Raw genomic sequence first — 19,435 nt, forward strand, 5'->3', positions numbered from 1 at the left:
CACCTTTGCAGGTGCCGCCTCTGTTCGTGACCGCCGCCACGTCTGGTCCACCCGGACGAATACCCGAGCAGGAGCCGGCCAACCGGGTCCATGGGCTATCCGTCGTGGATCGGTCAGCGCTGCTCGGCGGGACGTGTGGCTGGAGTGATCCAGAAGGTCATGCGCTCCATGAGCTTCCTGCGTTTGGTGTTCTGAAAAGCGGCGATGCGCCATCTGCCGTCCCCGCGGACCACGGTGTAGGTCTGGACCTTGGCCGGCGCCTGCTTCGGCGATCCCTTGTAGGTGTCGCCACGGCTGGTGACCACGGCGACGTCCGGACCGTAGTAACGAATGTCCAGCACCTCGTCGGCCAGCCGGGTGCCCTTCAGGACGCCCGCGAACAAGGCTCGGTGCGAAGCCACGATGTCCGCGCGGCCACGGTAATGGGTGCCGAGGTAACTGGTGTAGGTGGCGTCCTCGGTGAACACCTCGCCGTAGGCGTCGGCGTCTCCCCGCCCCCAGGCGTCTGTCAGCTCGGCGAGAACGGCCAGGATGCCGCGCCGGTCGGTGCTCTCGTCGCCACTCATGATGGTGCCTCCATGGTAGATTACTTCTTGTGAGAGCTTTCTTCTTAGAAGAAGTCTCTTCGTATAAGAAGAAATTAGAGGATGGAGGGATCTCGTGTCAACACCCGAGACCGCGCCGCACGGCCTTCGACCGGACGCCCATGAGGTCTACCGGCGCTATCTGAGCGCGGTCATGCTGCACGGCCAAGCCGGGGCGCGGGCGGTCGATCTGGGCGCCACCGACCTCTACGCGCTCAACATCCTGGGACTGGCCGGACCGATGACGCCCGGCGAACTCGGCGCTCGCAGCGGCCTGACCACCGGCCCGACCACCCGGCTGATCGACCGGCTGGAGGACGCGGGCTACGTCCGCCGCGCGCCGGTCCCGGGCGACCGGCGCAAGGTGATCGTCGAACTGGTCGGCAAGCCCGCTGATCTGGACGAGGTCCTCGCCCCGGCGCGGCGGCGCATCGGCGAGATCATCGGCGGCTACTCACCAGAACAGCGCGAAGTGCTGTTCGACTACTTCGCGCGGGCCGCCGCCGCCTACCAGGCCGCCGCCGAGGAGTTGCGTCCCGCGGACTAGGCGACGGCGAGGACGACGATCCGGGTGATCTGGCGGCTGTCGAAATTGTCGTCGCTGACCAGGACCAGGGTTCGTTCGCCGGAAGGCAGCCGGGGACCCCACGTCATACCCTCCACGTTGTCGACGGCGGCGAGTCCGACGTCGTCGAGGTCCACCAGCAGCCGCTTGGCCGCCGGGTGCGCGGCGCCGAGCGGAGCATCGAGGATGTCGGTCGCGCCGCTCAGGTCGGCCTCGTAGACGCGGATCTTGTTGGCCGTGCCCGGGGAGAAAGACCGTTCCAGCACAAGAAGTTTCGTGGGGTCGAGCGGATCGGCGGCGAGGATTGACGCGATCCCGGTGCCGCCGCGGCCGGGTTCGGGCCGCGACTCGGCGAAGACGGGCTCCATCGGATACGCGTACTGGGCGAGTAGCGGTCCGGATCGAGCTTGGACGGTGATGCGCGCCGTCGCTGCACTGGTCGTGGTCGGCGGCGGTCCGTCCGGCAGCAGCGGCCCTTCCGTCGCGGTCGCGAACAATGCGCCGGCGCCGAGGAAGGTCGCTGCCTCCAGCGCCTGGTTCTGCCTCGGACCGGAGCCGGGACGCATCCGTTCGTTCTCCGGAATCGGCAGCTCACCGGCATAGGAGCCGTCCTGGTGCGCGATCCGCACCGATGGGTCGGCCAGTAGGTCGCCGTCGCGTTCGCCTTCTTGCGTCCAGTAGTAGTCGCCGGTCCACGGATCGACCCGGATCTCCTCCGGGTCCACCGACATCGGCGGGTAGGCAGCGCCCGTCGCGGTCAGCAGCGGCCGGGTGCCGGTGATCGTCACCGGTCCGACGCCGCGCTCGCCGACCTCGATGCGCGCGGTGTAGTACCGCGCGGGGTTCTTGCTCGACCGATCGTCGCTGATCAGCACGAATTCACCCGTGCGTGCCGAGTAATCGATACCGGACAGGCCGCCCACGGTGGTGCCCTCGAAGTCCAGGCCCGACGCGATCACCTGCTCGCCGAGCAAGCGCACCGAGGGCGCGGGCGCGGCATCGGCGCCCGCCACCGGCGCCGATGCGAGGACGAGGGCACAACCGGCGATCAGAACATGGCGACTACGTCTCGGCACGGCTGCCAACCTATCCGGCCGGAAGGACGCGAACGTGCACGGGCTGGGAAACGACGGAAGCCCGCCACCGCGAAAAGCGGTGACGGGCTTCGCCGTTGCGTCAGGCGCGAGACTACTTACGCAGCGAGGCCGGGACCTCGAAGCGCTCGCCGTAGTTCTTGGCGAGGTAGTCGGCGCGTTCCACGAAGGCCTCCTGGCCACCCGGGTAACCGACGATGAACTGGTGCACACCACCGGTCCAGGCCGGGAAGCCGATGCCGAAGATCGAGCCGATGTTGGCGTCGGCGGTGGAGGTGAGCACGCCCTCGTCGAAGCACTTCTGGGTCTCGATCGCCTCCGCGAACAGCATGCGGTCGATCAGATCCTGCAGCGGGACACCGAAGTCCGCCGAGGTCTTGAAGTGCTCGCGCAGGCCGGCCCACAGACCGGTGCGCTTGCCGTTCTCGTCGTACTCGTAGAAGCCGGCCTTCTCCAGGCGACCCGGACGACCCTCGGACACCATGTAGTCGATGACATCCTGCGCCGGGTGCCGCTTGACGCCCAGGGTGGTGTCGCCCGCTTGCGCGGCTTCCAGGGTCTCCTTGGCGATCTTCTGCATGAGCTTCATGTTCAGCTCGTCCGACAGCTGCAGCGGCGCGGCCGGGTAGCCCGCCTGCAGACCGGCCTGCTCGATGGTGGCGGGCTCGATGCCCTCCTTGAGCATGGCGATCGCCTCGTTGACGAAGGTGCCGATCACACGCGAGGTGAAGAAGCCACGGCTGTCGTTGACGACGATCGGGGTCTTCTTGATCGCGAGGGTGTAGTCGAACACCCGGGCCAGCGCCTCGTCCGAGGTCTTCTCACCCTTGATGATCTCGACCAGCGGCATCTTGTCGACCGGCGAGAAGAAGTGGATGCCGATGAAGTCCTCCTGGCGCTTCACGCCGGTCGCCAGACCGGTGATCGGCAGGGTGGAGGTGTTCGAGCCGAGCAGCGCGTCGGGGGTGACGATGTCCTCGATCTCCTGGAACACCTTGTGCTTGAGCTCGGTGTTCTCGAAGACGGCCTCGATGACGAAGTCGACGCCCGCGAAGTCGGCCGCGTCCGCGCTCGGCTTGATCCGGTCCAGCAGCGCCTTGGACTTCTCCTCGGTGGTCTTGCCCCGGGAGAGGGCCTTGGCCTCGATCTTCTCGGAGTAGTTCTTGCCGCGCTCGGCCGCCTCGATCGAGACGTCCTTCAGAACGACCTCGTAGCCCGCCTTGGCGGAGACGTACGCGATGCCCGCGCCCATCATGCCCGCGCCGAGCACGCCGACCTTCTTGATCTCCTTCTTCGGCACGTCCTTCGGACGCGAACCGCCGTTGTTGATCGTCTGCAGGTCGAAGAAGAACGCCTGGATCATGTTCTTCGCGACCGGGCCGGTGAGCAGGTGCACGAAGTAGCGGGACTCGATCAGCGACGCGTTGTCGATGTCGACCTGCGAACCCTCGACCGCGGCCGACATGATGGCGCGCGGCGCGGGCATGTTCGCGCCCTTGATCTGCTTGCGCAGGTTCGCCGGGAAGGCGGGCAGGTTCGCCGCGAACGCGGGCGAGGACGGGGTCCCGCCGGGGATCTTGAAGCCCTTCTTGTCCCAGGGCTGCACGCCGGCGTCGGGGTTGGCCTTGATCCACGCCTTGGCGGCGGGGACCAGCTCCTCGATCGAGCCGACCAGCTCGTCGACCAGGCCGATCTCCTTGGCCTTGGCCGGCTTGTTGCGCTGGCCCTGCAGCAGCACCTGCATCAGGGCGTTCTGCAGGCCCAGCATGCGCACGGTGCGGATGATGCCGCCGCCCGCGGGCAGCAGGCCGAGGGTGGCCTCCGGCAGACCGATCTGCGAACCCGGCACGTCCGCCGCGATGCGGTGGTGGGTGGCCAGCGCGATCTCCAGACCGCCGCCCAGCGCCGCGCCGTTGATGGCGGCGACGACCGGCTTGCCCAGCTGCTCCAGGCGACGCAGGGCGCTCTTGATCTCGCCGAGCTCCTCCATCAGCGCCTGGGCGTCGTCCGGGCCGACCTTCATCATGTTCTTCAGGTCGCCGCCGGCGAAGAAGGTCTTCTTCGCGGAGGTCAGGACGACACCGGTGATGTTGTCCTTCTCCGCCTCGAGCCGGTCGACGGTGGCGGTCATCGACTTCTTGTACAGCTCGTTCATGGTGTTGGCGCCCTGGTTCGGGTCGTCCATCGTCAGTACGACGATGCCGTCCGAATCCTGCTCCCAACCGATCATGTTGGTTTCGCTCACAGCTCTGTGTCTCCTTGGTGAAATAGCTGTCGGTTGGGGCTCAGACCCGCTCGATGATGGTCGCCACGCCCATGCCGCCGCCGATGCACAGGGTGACCAGCGCGTAGCGGCCGTTGCGGCGCTCCAGTTCGTCGACCATGGTGCCGGTGATCATCGCGCCGGTCGCACCCAGCGGGTGGCCCATCGCGATCGCGCCGCCGTTGACGTTCAGCTTCTCGTCCGGGATGTTCAGATCCTTCTGGAACTTCAGCACCACGGAGGCGAACGCCTCGTTGATCTCGACCAGGTCGATGTCGCCGAGGGTCAGGCCCGCCTTGGCCAGCACCTTCTTGGCGGCCGGGGTCGGACCGGTGAGCATGATGGTGGAGTCGGCGCCGCTGGTGGCGGTCGCGACGACGCGCGCACGCGGGGTCAGACCGGAGGCCTTGCCCGCCTCTTCCGAACCGATCAGCACCAGCGCGGCGCCGTCGACGATGCCGGAGCTGTTGCCGCCGTGGTGCACGTGGTTGATCTTCTCGACGAAGTGGTACTTCTGCAGCGCCACCGCGTCGAAGCCACCCATCTCACCGATCACGGCGAAGGACGGCTGCAGCTTGGCCAGGTCCTCGGCGGTGGTGCCGGGGCGCATGTGCTCGTCCTTGTCCAGCACGACGATGCCGTTCTGGTCCTTGACCGGGACGATCGACTTGGCGAAGTAACCGCCGGTGGTGGCCTTGGCGGCCAGCTCCTGCGAGCGCACCGCGTAGGCGTCGACATCGTCGCGGCTGAAGCCCTCGATGGTGGCGATCAGGTCGGCGGAGACGCCCTGCGGGACGAAGTAGGTGTCGTAGTTGGTGGCCGGGTCCAGCGCCCAGGCGCCGCCGTCGGAGCCCATCGGCACGCGCGACATGGACTCGACGCCACCGGCGAGGACCAGGTCGTCGAAGCCGGAGCGGACCTTCTGGGCCGCCAGGTTGACCGCCTCGAGGCCGGACGCGCAGAAGCGGTTGAGCTGGAACCCGCCGACGGTGTCGGGCAGGCCGGCCACGGTGACCGCGGTACGGGCGATGTCCGCACCCTGGTCGCCGACCGGCGCGACCACGCCGAGGATCAGGTCGGAGATCCGGTCCTCGTCGAGGTTCGGGAAGCGGCCGCGCAGCTCCTGGATCAGACCAACAGTCAGGTCGATCGGCTTGACCGAGTGCAGCGAGCCGTTCTTCTTGCCACGGCCACGCGGAGTGCGGATGGCCTCGTAAATGTAGGCCTCTGTGGTCATATCGGAGTGTTCCTTCCTCAATGTGCGGCGGCCGGACGTTCGTCCGTCCGAGCGCTTTTATGCGGTCGACCGGAACGTTCGTCCGTCCGAGCGCTTTTATGCGGTCGACCGGAACGTTCGTCCGTCCGAGCGCTTCTGTGCGGTCGACCGGAACGTTCGTCCGTCCGAGCGCTTCTGTGCGGTCGACCGGAACGTTCGTCCGTCCGAGCGCTCCTGTGCGGCCGGGCCGGACATACGTCCGTCCGAGCGCTGGTTTGCGGCGACACCGCGGGTGCGGCGTGGCTGCGGCTGACCTCGCCGACCGGCCTTGCGGCCGACCGTTCCTAACGCTGTACAAAACCAGGCAGGCAAGAGCGATCGCACGTCACGGTCGCCCGTACGCCTGGGCATACCATAGAACGTCGGCGTACCGAAGCTCCCGGCTACCCGTACATACTACCGTGGAGTGCGAACTCTGGTTAACTTAACGTCGTGAGAGCGGTGGTTGTCAACCATCCAACCGTGTGGCACCCAGCTCACTCTTCAGCAATTCGAGGGCGACCTCGTCCGGGTCGCGCCGGTCGCCGGGGGCCACCGGATCGGCCGCGGCGGCCATCATCTCCCGCTCCTCTTCCGGCGTCGAGGCTGGAACGGCGCCGTCACCGCTCCAGCCCCGGCTGCTCGCGGCGTCGCTTTCGCTCGGTTCGGCGTCGTAGGGCGGCGGATAGTCCGCGGGGCCGGGATCATCCGGCAGGTCGGGATAGTCGGGCGGCGGGATGTCGTCCTCCGCGGGGAACGGGCGCGGACTCGCGCCACCCGCGCGGGCGCGACCCGCGTTACCCGGCTTCTCGGCGCCCGCGTTGCGCGCCTGGCTGGGGCGGGAGAACCTCGGCGGGGCGGCGGCATCCGGAGCGCGGCCTGTCGCGTTGCCGGATTCACGTCCCGGCTGGCCCGCCGCCTGTCCGCGAGCACGGTTCCCGCTACCGCCGGCCCGTGGCGCCGGCGCGGGCCGTGGCGACGCGCCGCCCGCTTCCCAGCGCACCTCGTGGTCGCGGCCGAGCACCGCCCGCACCGCCGACCGCACCGCTTCCAGATTCCGCGGATCGGACAGGCGCTGGGCCAGCGGCGCGTGCTGATGCGCGAAGACGATGACCTCGCCCTCCACCCGGGCGACCGACGCACCGGCGAGCATCGCCTGCACGGCCGCGCCGAACTCCCGCACTTTGGCGCGGATATCCGCCCAAGCGGCTTCCACTTCGCGCAGCAGATCACCGCTCGGCGCCGAGGAAGGACCGGTGGGCTCCTGCGCGGACGCGTGGGGCGGCCCCGCCTCGGATCGCCCAGAATCGCCCTGACCGGCCGCGGAATCCCGCACGGCGGGCGAGTCGGCGGCACCGCGCTCAGGCCCGGCGGCAGTACGGCGCGCCGTACTCGGGTCCCCGGCCTCAGGATCACGCCCGACAGCGGAACTCCGCGCCGCATCCGGGCCCGCGCTCCCATCCTCGCGCCCAGAACTCGACTCCACAGCCCCGCGACCAGACCTCACAGCGGAACTCCGCACCGCATCCAGGCCCGCGCTCCCATCCTCGCGCCCAGAACTCGACCCGGCAGACGACTCCGCAGCTCCGCGACCAGGCCCGACAACGGAACTCCGCGCCGTATCCCGGCCCGTGCTCCCGTGCTCGCGCCCAGAACGCAGCCCCGCAGTCGAATCCGCAGCCCCGCGATCAGGTCCGACAGCGGAATCCCGCGCCGTGGTCGACTCTGCGGCCCCCTGATCAGATCCCCCAGCAGAATTCCGCGGTGTGGTCGAATCGGCAGCCCCGCGATCAGGCCCCACGGCAGAATCCGGCGCAGCAGTCGAGTCGGCGGCCCCGCGCACGTAATCCCGCGCGGCAGTCGGGTCGGCCCCGGGGGCATTCCCGACGGCCGGATCGACGGTAGGCGACGCCGCCTGCCCACCCGATGCCGGAGAACCCGCCTGCTGCGGCGACGGAGAAAGTCCCGATTGTGCTACCGCCTCGGAAACGCGCTGCACGGCAGCCGGTCCGGAAGGAGCGCGGCCCGCTCCGGCGGCCGCTGCGCTGCCAACCGCTCCGGACGCCTCAGGATTCGGCCCCGACCCACCCGCTGTCCCGGCCTTCGAAGCACTCGGCGCGGCGGTCGCGCTCGGCCCTCCCGCCGGCATCGTTCCCGCCGACCCGCTGTCGGGCACCACGGCGGCGGCCGGTTCGGCAACCGGCGCAACAGGGTCCGCGCCGCCTTCGGTGCCCGGAGCCGACGCATTCGTGGACGACTCACCACCGGCGGGCATCGGTCGATGCCCGCCGCCCGGTGCGGCGACAGTGGAACCTGCCGCACCGGAAGACGGACTTCCCGCTCCACCGATCGACACCGGGCGATCAGCGGTTCCGGCCCCGGACCCCTCGGTTTGCGCAGAACCGCCGACGGGAGTGGCTCCCCCGGCTTCGGCAGCATCCTCCGAGCGACCACCCCCGCGGTTCTCGCGACGAATCGCGGCCAGCGCCTCGGCCCCTCGGCGACGAGGTGACTCCGACGGCGACCCGGCCCCGTGCGTGGGCTGGGCGGGAGCGGGGGCCGAAGACGCGGCGGGCGCGGCGGCGAAGGGGCCCCCGGCCATACCGCGCTCGAGCCGTTCCAAGCGTTGCAGGGTGGCGGATTCCGCATCGGACGCCGAGGGCAGCAACATGCGCGCGCAGACCACTTCGAGCAGCAGTCGCGGCGCCGTCGCGCCGCGCATCTCGCCGAGGCCCTCGTGCAGCAGCTGGGCGTAACGGGTCAGAGTCGCCGACCCCAATCGCTCGGCTTGGCCCCGCATCCGGTCGAGCACGTCACCCGGGCCGGCGACCAGGCCGCGTTCGGTAGCGTCGGGCACCGCCCGCATGAGGATCAGGTCCCGGAAGCGATCGAGCAGGTCGGCGGCGAATCGCCGCGGGTCGTGGCCCGCCTCCATCACCCGGTCGACGGTGCCGAACAACGCGGCGCCGTCGTCGGCGGCCAGCGCCTCGACCGCGTCGTCGATCAGCGCCACGTCGGTGACGCCGAGCAGTGAGACCGCGCGGGCGTACGTAACGCCCTCGGGGCCCGCGCCCGCCAGCAATTGATCGAGCACGCTCAGGCTGTCGCGCGGCGAGCCGCCGCCCGCGCGAATCACCAAGGGGTAGACCGCTTCTTCGACCGGCACGTGCTCCTGCTCGCAGATCCGCCCGAGCAGTCCGCGCATCGTGGCCGGCGGCAGCAGCCGGAACGGATAGTGGTGCGTGCGCGAGCGGATGGTGGGCAGCACCTTGTCCGGCTCGGTGGTCGCGAAGATGAAGATCAGGTGGGCAGGCGGCTCCTCGACGATCTTGAGCAGCGCGTTGAATCCGGCGGTGGTCACCATGTGCGCCTCGTCGACGATGAACACCCGGTACCTGGACTCGGCGGGCGCGTAGAAGGCGCGGTCCCGCAATTCCCTGGTGTCGTCGACGCCGCCGTGGCTCGCGGCGTCGAGTTCGATGACATCCAGGTTGCCGGTACCGCCGGGCCCGAGGGCCACGCAGGACGGGCAGGTACCGCAGGGCGTCGAAGTGGGGCCCGACACGCAGTTCAGCGAGCGGGCCAGGATGCGCGCGGAGGACGTCTTACCACAGCCGCGTGGACCGGAGAACAGATAGGCATGACTGATCCGCCCCGTGTCGAGCGCGATACTCAGCGGGTCGGTGACGTGCTCCTGACCCACCACCTCAGCGAACGTTGCCGGTCGGTACTTCCGGTACAGAGCCACGGCCAGAGGTTACCGGCGACCTCCGACAAAGGACATGCCCGCCCGCTACGCCGGGCTCAGGCCCTCACGGGCACGTAAGTGTGATACAAGTCACAACATGCGCCACGCCTTCTTCAGCGCCCGCCCCTTGCACGCACGATAGCAACCTCAGAGCTATCACTCACGCTGCACGAGCGAAGTCCGGACACAGCCGCCACAGCACCCTGCCCGGGACGCAGAATGCGGACTCACACCCCGATTTACCTCGACTTTTCGGAGATAACGAAACCGCAACCATGGGTGACATCGATGCAATCGTCTGGCTAACGTGGCAGTCGGCAACTTCGGTAGCCAAACCTTCATCAGGTTGGTGACCCCGGCCGGTCCCTCATCCCGACCGGGGCACAACCTCGAGAGCACCACGGGTGACCAGCGCCAATTCCCCCACTTCCACCGGAGGACCGTCCACCGTGTCGTGTGACGACATCGCCGCCGCCTGGCTGTCCAGCACCGATTTCGCAGGCGACCGCTCCGCCGTCGCCCTCTTGAGCCGCGCCATCAGCCCGCAGGAGTTCGCGATCAAACGCGACTCGCTGCCGGTCACCGCGGCAGCCGATCCGGCCACCGCAGCCGCCATCCTCGAACTCCTCGAGCGCGGACAGGTGCCGACCATGGCCGCGATCCGCACCCTGACCGCGCAGAACGAGATGCGCCGCGAGGCCGAGCGCATCGAACGTCTCGGCCGCCGCGCCCAGCGCAGCATCGATGACTTCGGCCGGGTGCTGGCCAAACTGGCCGACGCGCACTGGACCGCGCACGGCTACGGGCCCACCCGCCGAGACGTGCTGTGCACCGAGCAGATCATGACGCTGATCCGCACCCGCGTCGGCAACATCGCCCCATCGGCGGTCAAACACCTCTGGCTGATCGAGCGAGCCCAGCGCGCGGGATGGATCGCCTCCAACGCGAATCCCCGGTCCCTGTGCGCGGGCCGCCGTTTCTACGCGGCCCAGTACGGAAACCGGGTCTCGTTGCGCCCCGTGAACAGCATCGGCACCGCGATCGCGGCTTATCTGGCCGACTACCTCGACGAACACGGCCGCGCGCCACGCTGGTCGGTGGTCGCGCAAGAACTGCGCGACGACCGCGGCCGCCGGATTTTCCACAACACCGCCGATGCCCGCGCCCAGGAACTCTGGTTGACCACCGCGGAGTGGGTGGAGATGCGCGACGACCTGCCCGTGCCCGGACGGAGGGGATTGCGGGCCATCCGTAAGTCCCGCGGCTGACTCGGGCGCCTCCCGCGGGCTCGACACCTTGGGTTAACGGCGTTACTCTAACGCCGTTAACCTATCGAGCGGAGCCGCGATGCTGACCCGGATGGCCCGATTCATCACCCGAGCTCCGCGCGCGGTGCTGGCCGCGGCGCTCGCGGTCGCCGTGCTGTGCGGCGTCTTCGGCGCCACCGCGCCCGCGCACTTGAAGTCCGGCGGGTTCACTTCGAACGACGCCGAATCCGCCCTCGTCAATGAGCTGATCGCCGACAACTTCGCCGGCGCCGCGCCCAATTTCGTCCTGCTGGTCGGTTCGGACGCGGGTGCGGACGATCCGGCCACCAAGGCGGCGGGCATCGGGCTGGCCGACGCGCTGAAAGCCCGCGGCGACGTGCGAGGCGTGCAGTCCTACTGGACCACGCCGCAGCCGCTGTCGAACGCGTTGCGCAGCGCCGATCGCAAGAGCGCCCTGGTCGTCGCCTACCTCGACGGAGACGAGACGCAGGTCCAGCAGACCGCGAGTGAATTGAAGCGGCAGCTCTCCGGCGTCTCCGACGGCATCACGGTCCGCCAGGGCGGCATCGCCGCGATCTACCACGACGTCACCGAGCAGACCACCCGCGACCTCACCCTGGCCGAGGGCGTCGCGGTACCACTGTCGATGATCGTGCTGGTCCTGGTGTTCGGCAGTCTGGTCGCAGCGGCCCTCCCGCTGACCATCGGGGTGTTCGCCATCCTGGCGACGCTGGCGCTGCTGCGCCTGTGCACGCTGTTCACCGACGTCTCGATCTACGCGTTGAACATGACGACGGCGATGGGGCTGGCGTTGGCCATCGATTCCAGCCTGTTCATCGTCAGCCGCTTCCGGGAGGAACTGGCGCGCGGCCTGGATCCGGCCGCCGCCACCATCCGGTCGGTGCAGACCGCGGGGCGCACCGTGCTGTTCTCCGCACTCACCGTCGCGCTCTCGCTGGCCGTGCTGAGCGTGTTCGACCTGTACTTCTTGAAGAGCTTCGCCTACGCGGGGGTCGCGGTGGTCGCCGCGGCGGCCACCGCATCGATCGTGGTGCTGCCCGCGGCGCTGGTCCTGCTCGGGCACCGGGTGAACTCCCTCGACCTGCGGGCTCCGCTGCGCCGCCTGTTCCGCCGCGGCGCGCCCGCGCCCGGCCCGCAGGCGCCGGAGGACAGCGGCTGGTATCGGCTGGCAGGTGTGGTGATGCGGCACGCGGCGCCGGTCGCGATCGTGATCATCGCGCTGCTGCTGGCGCTGGGCGCGCCGTTCCTGTCGGTGAAGTTCGGTTATCCCGACGACCGGGTGCTGCCGGTCAGCGCCACCAGCCGCCAGGTCGGCGACGCCCTGCGCACCGAGTTCCCGCAGGCCGATCCGGTCGCGGGCACCACGATCGTGCTGGACGGCTACCACGGTGACAACGCGGCGCTCGGCGGGTACGCCGCCGAACTGTCGAAGGTCGAGGGCGTGCCCGCGGTTCTGTCCGCCGCCGGGGTCTACACGGCAGGCGCGCGCGTCGCGCCCGCTCCGCCCGGGATGGCCAACGACACCGGGACCTACCTGAACGTCGCGACCAAGCTGGATCCCTTCTCCCCCGCCGGGGACCGTCAGCTGACGGCGATCCGGGCGATCCCGGCGCCGGGCGAGGCGCTCTACGGCGGCGCCGCGGCGGCCAACGCCGACTCCCTGCACGCGCTGGCCGCCCGCCTTCCGCTCGCGGCAGGCCTCATCGCCCTCACCACCTTCATCGTGTTGTTCCTGTTCACCGGCAGCGTCGTGCTGCCGATCAAAGCCCTGGTGCTGAACACGCTGTCGCTGGCCGCCGCCTTCGGCGCGATGGTGTGGGTGTTCCAGGAGGGCCATCTGTCCGGGTTGCTCGGCTTCACAGCGGTCGGTTATCTGGTGCCGACCATGCCGATCCTGATGTTCTGCCTGGCCTTCGGCCTGTCCATGGACTACGAGGTGTTCCTGCTCTCGCGGGTGCGCGAGGAGTGGCTGGCCACCCACGACAACACTCGCGCGGTGGCGGTCGGCCTGGCCCGCACGGGCCGGATCTTCACCGCGGCCGCCGTGCTGATGGCCATCGTGCTCGGTGCGCTGGTCACCGCGAAGGTGTCGTTCATGCAGCTGCTCGGCCTCGGCCTCACGCTGACCGTGCTCGCCGACGCCACGATCATCCGCGGTCTGCTCGCGCCCGCGCTCATGCGCCTGCTCGGTCCGGCCAACTGGTGGGCGCCCGCACCGCTGGCCCGCCTGCACGCCAAGATCGGGCTGACCGAAGGCGAGGAGGACGCCGCCGCGCGCCCGCTGGAAACCGCGGGGCGCGCGTGATCGGTGGCAGGCGTCCGCGCTCGCCGCGTGGCTCCGGGGCCCAGCTGCGCGAGGAGATCCTGCGGGCCGCGGCCGAACTGCTCGCCACCACCGGGCATGCCGACGCCGTCTCGATCCGGGCGGTGAGCAAGCTGGTCGGGGTGAGCGCGCCGTCGATCTACCGGCACTTCGCCGACAAGGACGAACTCATCGATGCCGTCGTCGCCCAGGCCTTCGAAGACCTCGACGACGCGGTGCGAGCGGCCACCGACCCCACTACCTCACCGGTGAACCAGCTGCACGATCAAGGCATGGCCTACATCCGCTTCGCCCTCGAGCATCCCGAGCAATACCGGCTGGCGACCGCGCCCACCGAGACCGAGGGCGCGGTGGACCAGGTGCTCACCAGCGGGGCCTTTCAGCAATTCGCGGCCACGGTGCGCAAGTGCATGGACGACGGGACGATGGCGCCGCGCGACCCGCTGCCCATCGTGCTGGAACTGTGGTCGGTGGCCCACGGCATCGCCTCCCTGCTGCTCGCCAAGCCCTTCCTGCCCTGGGGCGACGCGGAAGCCGTCGCCTCCCGCGTGCTGGGCGCGACGTGTCTCGGCTACAGCGTGCTCGATCTGGTCGGCGCGGACCCGCTCACACCGGACACGGTCACGGCGTGGCTGCGCCGCGTCCGGGAGGGCCATTCCCCGGCCTGACCGCATTTCGACCGAGCGGCCGTCGGCCCGTGAGCGACCATTCGGTAACTTCCTCGCAGCGCACGCGCGCGGAAGGAGTGAACCCGTGTCTTCAACCATCGACCCCGCGGCTACCGCCTGGCTGCTGGTCAGCACGGCCCTCGTCCTGCTGATGACCCCGGGCCTGGCCATCTTCTACGGCGGCATGGTCCGCTCGACCGGCGTACTCAACATGCTGATGATGAACTTCATCGCTATTCCGCTGGTGACGGTGACCTGGCTACTGCTCGGCTACAGCTTGGCGTTCGGCGACGACGCGGGCGGCGGCCTGATCGGCGGCCTCGCCCACCTCGGCATGGCGGGCATCGATCCGACCTCGGTGCGCGGCTCGGTGCCGGAGCTGTTGTTCGCGACGTTCCAGCTCACCTTCGCGGTCCTGACCGCCGCGCTGATCAGCGGCGCCATCGCCGATCGGGCCGAGTTCGGCGCGTGGATGATCTTCGTGCCGCTCTGGGCGCTGGTGGTGTACGCGCCGATCGCCCACTGGGTGTGGGGCCCGGACGGCTGGCTGGCCTCGTTCGGCGCGCTGGACTACGCGGGCGGCCTGGTGGTGGAGATCGCCTCCGGCGCGTCGGCCCTGGCCCTCGCGCTGGTGCTCGGCCCGCGCATCGGGTTCAAGGTCGATGCGATGCGCCCGCACAACCTGCCCTTCGTGCTGCTCGGTGCGGGCCTGCTGTGGTTCGGCTGGTTCGGCTTCAACGCCGGTTCGGCGCTGGCGGCCAACGGCCTGGCCGCGGCCGTCTTCCTCAACACCTTGGTGGCGGGCTGCCTCGGCATGCTCGGCTGGCTGGCGGTCGAGCAGATCCGCGACGGCAGGCCGACCACCTTCGGCGCCGCGTCCGGCGTGGTGGCCGGCCTGGTCGCCATCACTCCCTCGTGCGGGTCGGTCAACACCCTCGGTGCGCTGCTGGTCGGGCTCGCCGCGGGCGTGCTGTGCTCGTTCGCGGTGGGCTGGAAGTTCAAAGCGGGCTACGACGATTCGCTCGACGTGGTCGGCGTGCACTTCGTCGGCGGCATCGTGGGCACCGTGCTGATCGGCTTGCTCGCCACCGAGGTGATGACCGGCGGCGTCGAGGGCCTGTTCTTCGGCGGTGGGCTCGCGCAGCTCGGCAAGCAGCTGGTGGCGGTGCTCGTCGTCGCGGCCTACGCGTTCGGCGTCTCGTTCGCGCTCGGCAAGGGCATCGACCGGTTCGTCGGATTCCGGGTCAGCAAGGAGGACGAGACCGCCGGGATCGACTTCGCGCTGCACGCCGAGACGGCGTACGCGGAGGGAGTGCACGGCCATGCGCCGCGCCGCCTCGGCGAAGGGCATCTCGGACGTCCGCATGCCCAGCGCCCGCTCGAGGACGATCCGACGGCATGAGCGCCCGCGTCGCGCCTCAGCTCACCGAGCCGGCCGACGCGGTGAACGTATTGCACTGGGCCGCACGGTTGTTGTCCAAACCCGCCTCGAACCACTGGCCGCCGTTCTCGGACGACCCGTGGTCGCGCATGTCCCCGGCCTGGTCACCGCGCCCGTAGGCGTCCTTGCGGGCCAGGGTGAGCTGCGGGTCGGTGAGCGAACCGCCCTTCGACGACGAGGAGAGGTACATACCGTCGAAGCAGTTTGCCTGCAATTCGACTCGGCGCGACAGCTCCAGTCCCTTGGCGCTGCGCGGCCCCACGTCGGCCCGATCGCTGTTGGCCTTGCGCAGGATGCCGGACATCGCCTGCACGTGATGTCCGTACTCGTGTGCGAAAACCGACAGGTAGACCACCCAGTTGTCCTTGAAGTAGTCCGTCTGCAACTGGCTGATCGGCATGTAGACGGTCTTGTTCGCCGGGCAGTAGAACGCGGCGAAATTGCTGGTCGAGCCGGTGCACGGGGTGGTGATGCCCGTCGTGGTCGCGCTGACGTTCAGCGACGGCGGCTGGAACGGCAGATTCGCCTTGCGCAGCACGGGTTTCCACGCCGCTTCCAGGCAGGACGCGGCGCTTTCGAAGAACTTGCGGGCGGCGTCCACCTGGGTGCCCCACGGCGAGTAGTCGCACTGCGCCGGAATCAGCGTGGCGTCGGTGTCGGTCAATAGCGGGTTGTTGCCGGTTTCCGACGGTCCGACCGTGCCGTCCGGTTGGGTGTCGAACGTGAAGCTCGGTTGCGGACCGGACGCGTCGCTCGCGTCGCGCCCCACCGAGATCGCGTTGCGTACCAGTCCCGCCGCCGCCAGGAATACGACGACGACCAGCAGCACAACCCATCCGCCGCCTCCGCGTTTGCGTGGCGGCGGGTAGGGCGGCCGTCCGGGCGGACCATAGGGCATGGGCGGAGGGACCGGCGGGCCGTAACCCGGTGGCGGGCCGTAGGCGGGCGGCGCGTATCCCGGCGGCGGGCCGTAACCGGGAGGCGGACCGTACCCAGGCGGCGGGCCGTAACCCGGGCGCGGGCCGTAGGGCGCACCGTAGCCGGGCGGCGGAGGCACCGGACGCCCCCCGCGCGGGACCGGTCCGTGTCCGTACGGTGGTTGTGTCACGCCCCCGTACCCCCTCGTCTCAGTGATCGCCGACAGCCGCTGACGCAGGATAGCAAGCTGTCTAGAGTAGGCAGCCATGCTGACTTTTCGGGGGGCCGCCCTAGGCGCGCTGCTTCTCGCCATCGCGGGAATGTTCGCGACGGCCCCGGTCACCCAGGCCCAGCCCGCGCCGGAGGGCGTGACCATCACCGCCGATCTGAAGCTGAGCCGCGAGGGCGTCCTCGAAGTGGTCGAACAGGTTTCGGTGCCGCCGGAGGGCTCGTTCCGGATGTCGCTTCCGCTGCGGCTGCGGGTCGGCGACGACGCCGAGCGCGTCTTCCGGGTCACCGACGTGGACACCGAGGGCGCGGGCACCGCGACGGTCGCCAACGACCAGTTCACCATCGAGGCCCGGCCCGGCGAATCCACCTTCCGGTACTCCGTGCAGAACACCGTCAGCGACGCGCGGGGCACCCAGGTCTTCCATTGGCTCGGTGTGCTCAACACCGACATCGCGTCCATCAGCGCCTCGCTGATCAGCCCGAGCTTCGAAATGGGCATCGTGGACTGCAAACTCGGCCCGCCCGGTAACACCCGGCCGTGCGCCGACGTCAAGATCGAGACCGACGGCGTCCTCTTCCTCGAGCAGACCGACCTGCACAAGGGCGACGCGATCGATCTGACGCTGCAATTGCCGCCCGGCACCGTGCCGAGCAACGCCGACGTCCGCGACAGCGGCGACGCGGGCCCCTTCGCGATCACCGCCCCGGTGCTCGTCGCGTTCGGCGTGCTGCTGCTCGCGCTCGCCGCCTTGGTCGCCTATGTGCTGCGCGCTCGCCGCCTGGACGCGACGGTGGGCGGCGGTTCCGCGACGATCGACCCGCTGGCGCGCGAGGGTGATCGCGTGCAGTTCACCTCACCCGAGGGCACACTGCCCGGTGAGGCCGGGCTGCTGCTGGACGGACATGTCGATCCGGTCGACATCGCCGCCACCGTGGTGGATCTCGCGGTGCGCCGGTACATCCGGATCACGCCGCTCAGTGACAGCGACTGGCGGATCACCCGGGTGAACACCCCCGACGACCAACTGCGCGACTACGAGAAGGCCGTCTACCAGGCGCTGCTGCCCGAAGCCGCCGACGCGGTGACATTGGGCGAGCTGCGCAAGCCGGGGCGCGTGGCCTCCGAACCGGTACGCGCCGCACTGGTCGCCGACGCCGTGGCCCGCGGCAACTTCCTCGATCGCCGCCGTCCCGGCCTCGCCCTGTGGCTCGGTGGGGCGCTGGTGGTCGCGGGTGTCGCGGCCACCGTGGCGCTCGCGCTCACCTCCGGACATGCCCTGGTCGGTGTCGCCATCGCGCTCGGGGGTGTGGCGACCCTGCTCTCGCCGAAGTACCTGCCGGTGCGAACGGCGCGCGGGCTGGAGCTCGCAAGGCAGATCCGCGCGCTGCAACGGGGCCTGGAAAACACTCGGCGCGAACAGATCCCGCCGATCGACCAGGAAACCGTGTTCTCCCGCGCCCTGCCGTTCATGGTGCTCGGCGCACGCGCCGACAACTGGATCCGCGCCTTCCGCGACCTGGACCCCTCGGCCGACGCGCAACCCGGCCTCTACTGGTTCGGCGGCTTCGAACGCGACCGCAACCTGCAGCGCTTCGCGGGCCACTTCCCGTTCTTCATCACCGCCCTGGAGGGGCTTTTCGCCCTCGCGGGCGATCCGCACCGCTAGCGTCACGCGCGCGAAAAGGGCGATCAGCCGCTGCGGCCGATCGCCCTTCGCCGTATCACTCAGTCGTGCAAGGCGGTTCGCCGGGCGGCAGCCAGCGGATCGGCGTAGAGAACGCTCAGCGAGGTCACCACCGCGGCGTATTCCTGCACTTTGCCGCCGAAACCGCTGATCCGGATGTCGGTGGGCGGCAAGGTCGAACCCTGGTTGAACGCCCGCGCCACGTGCGCGACCGCGGGGCGGTAGCCGGTGAAGGCCTGGCCGCCGAGGATCACCCGATCAGGGTTGAGCATGTCGCGCACCATCGCCACGGTGTGGCCGAGGATGGTGGCCCGCTCGGCGAGCAGTTCGCGCGCGGACTCCGATCCGGCCTCCGCGGCCCGGTACAGGTCGGCGATGGTCGAGCCCGCGGTGCCGTTGTGCGCCGGGATGATGCCGCGCCCGACCGCCCTGGAATGCAGTGACCGATCACCGACGGTCACCTCCAAGCAGCCACGCCGTCCGCAGGTGCATTCCACGTCCGAACCCGTGGGCAGATGCGCGATCGAGCCGGGACCGTTGCTCGGCGTGTGCACGCGGCCATCCAAGGTCACCGCGACACCCGCGGTCTCACGCACGTAGAAGTACAGGCTGCTGCCCCGCTCGAGGCGGGCCTGGTCCTTGGGCTCGCCGGTGGGCAGCAACAGCTCCGAGCCTGCCATCGCCTCCACGTGCGGCGCCACCGAGACGGGCAACTCCAGTACCTCGCCGAGGACCGAACCGACTTGCGCCCCACGCCATTCCAGCTTCGGATGATCGACGACGCCGGTCAGCGGGTCGACCCGGCCGCCGATCGCGACGCCTGCCCACAGCGCCTTGCGCCGGTGCCAGCGCTGCAGGAACGCCTTCGCGCTGCGCGCGACGGTGGTGGTGGCGAATTCCTGACCGGTCTGCGGGGTGGCGATGGCCAGCCCACCGAGAATGCGGCCGCGCAGGTCGGCGGCGACGATCTTGGTGACCGCGGCGCCGATGTGGATACCGATGGTGAGGTAGGCGTCGTGGTCGATTTCGAAGGGGACGCGGGGGCGCCCGACCGCACCGGAGGCCGTCAGGTCGGGGCGTTCCCGCAGCAGGCCGGCCGCGAGCAGCGCGGAGACCTGGCGGTTGACCGTGGCGATGCTCAAACCGGTTGTGCGCGCGGCGTTGTCGCGGGAAACGGGACCTCCGGTGGCGGCGCGCAGGACCGCGGCCGCCGGGTTGTCGGCGAGGCGCAGTTCGGGAGCGACAACCGGACGCTGAACGCGGGCACGGCCGTTGGCAACCCTGGAGACGGATCGTTCAAGGGTGGGAAGGGACATTGTGCGGATCCTTGCTGAAGTCCCGTAATCGACGGGACATGCCTACATGGGCGGC

The 19,435-nt window shown here is 69.8% G+C and carries 12 protein-coding genes and 1 pseudogene; 6 read left to right on the top strand and 7 right to left on the bottom strand.

Features of this window, described 5'->3' with window-relative positions; all coding sequences use genetic code 11:
• Positions 1 to 113 precede the first annotated feature (113 nt).
• Complete coding sequence (locus NG1_RS18085; RefSeq protein ID WP_062972333.1) at positions 114 to 566, bottom strand: SgcJ/EcaC family oxidoreductase; 453 nt, start codon at positions 564 to 566, stop codon at positions 114 to 116.
• Between the two features lie 94 nt (positions 567 to 660).
• On the opposite strand from NG1_RS18085, the gene NG1_RS18090 reads away from it, so the two are divergent.
• Positions 661 to 1,131: a MarR family winged helix-turn-helix transcriptional regulator gene (locus tag NG1_RS18090; RefSeq protein ID WP_062972335.1), complete on the top strand. Its 471-nt coding sequence runs from the start codon at positions 661 to 663 to the stop codon at positions 1,129 to 1,131.
• On the opposite strand, the gene NG1_RS18095 is transcribed toward NG1_RS18090, so the two are convergent.
• The 4 genes and pseudogenes from NG1_RS18095 to NG1_RS36770 all read right to left on the bottom strand — a co-directional run.
• Positions 1,128 to 2,225, bottom strand: coding sequence for an esterase-like activity of phytase family protein (locus tag NG1_RS18095; RefSeq protein WP_062972337.1), 1,098 nt, complete (start codon positions 2,223 to 2,225; stop codon positions 1,128 to 1,130). The genes NG1_RS18090 and NG1_RS18095 overlap by 4 nt on opposite strands.
• 112 nt (positions 2,226 to 2,337) lie before the next feature.
• Positions 2,338 to 4,488, bottom strand: a complete 2,151-nt coding sequence (locus NG1_RS18100; RefSeq protein ID WP_062972339.1) for a 3-hydroxyacyl-CoA dehydrogenase NAD-binding domain-containing protein — start codon at positions 4,486 to 4,488, stop codon at positions 2,338 to 2,340.
• Positions 4,489 to 4,528: 40 nt separating this feature from the next.
• Complete coding sequence (locus tag NG1_RS18105) at positions 4,529 to 5,743, bottom strand: acetyl-CoA C-acetyltransferase (protein ID WP_062972341.1); 1,215 nt, start codon at positions 5,741 to 5,743, stop codon at positions 4,529 to 4,531.
• 2,197 nt (positions 5,744 to 7,940) lie between these two features.
• Positions 7,941 to 9,509 (bottom strand): annotated as a pseudogene (locus tag NG1_RS36770) (DNA polymerase III subunit gamma and tau); the annotation flags it as partial.
• A gap of 449 nt (positions 9,510 to 9,958) precedes the next feature.
• Here NG1_RS36770 and NG1_RS18115 point away from each other — a divergent pair.
• The 4 genes from NG1_RS18115 (at position 9,959) to NG1_RS18130 (ending at position 15,191) form a co-directional block, all read left to right on the top strand.
• Entirely contained in the window at positions 9,959 to 10,777 is an 819-nt protein-coding gene (locus NG1_RS18115; protein WP_062972442.1) for a hypothetical protein, read from the top strand.
• A gap of 79 nt (positions 10,778 to 10,856) precedes the next feature.
• The gene (locus NG1_RS18120) at positions 10,857 to 13,103 is read left to right on the top strand and encodes an MMPL family transporter (protein ID WP_062972343.1); all 2,247 of its coding nucleotides are present in this window, start codon (positions 10,857 to 10,859) and stop codon (positions 13,101 to 13,103) included.
• Complete coding sequence (locus tag NG1_RS18125; protein ID WP_062972345.1) at positions 13,100 to 13,789, top strand: TetR/AcrR family transcriptional regulator; 690 nt, start codon at positions 13,100 to 13,102, stop codon at positions 13,787 to 13,789. Before NG1_RS18120 ends, NG1_RS18125 begins: the two co-directional genes overlap by 4 nt.
• Positions 13,790 to 13,874: 85 nt before the next feature.
• Complete coding sequence (locus NG1_RS18130; protein ID WP_040864400.1) at positions 13,875 to 15,191, top strand: ammonium transporter; 1,317 nt, start codon at positions 13,875 to 13,877, stop codon at positions 15,189 to 15,191.
• Between the two features lie 16 nt (positions 15,192 to 15,207).
• Here the strand turns inward: NG1_RS18130 and NG1_RS18135 are convergent, their stop codons facing one another.
• Positions 15,208 to 16,338: a neutral zinc metallopeptidase gene (locus NG1_RS18135; protein ID WP_245659948.1), complete on the bottom strand. Its 1,131-nt coding sequence runs from the start codon at positions 16,336 to 16,338 to the stop codon at positions 15,208 to 15,210.
• Positions 16,339 to 16,414: 76 nt separating this feature from the next.
• Between NG1_RS18135 and NG1_RS18140 the strand changes: the two genes are divergently transcribed.
• On the top strand, positions 16,415 to 18,046 hold the full coding sequence (locus NG1_RS18140) for a DUF2207 family protein (RefSeq protein ID WP_062972349.1): 1,632 nt from the start codon (positions 16,415 to 16,417) through the stop codon (positions 18,044 to 18,046).
• A gap of 59 nt (positions 18,047 to 18,105) precedes the next feature.
• On the opposite strand, the gene NG1_RS18145 is transcribed toward NG1_RS18140, so the two are convergent.
• The gene (locus tag NG1_RS18145; protein ID WP_062972351.1) at positions 18,106 to 19,380 is read right to left on the bottom strand and encodes an ROK family transcriptional regulator; all 1,275 of its coding nucleotides are present in this window, start codon (positions 19,378 to 19,380) and stop codon (positions 18,106 to 18,108) included.
• Between the last annotated feature and the right edge of the window lie 55 nt (positions 19,381 to 19,435).

Origin of the sequence: Nocardia gamkensis NBRC 108242, from assembly GCF_001612985.1 — a bacterium.
GTDB lineage: Bacteria > Actinomycetota > Actinomycetes > Mycobacteriales > Mycobacteriaceae > Nocardia > Nocardia gamkensis.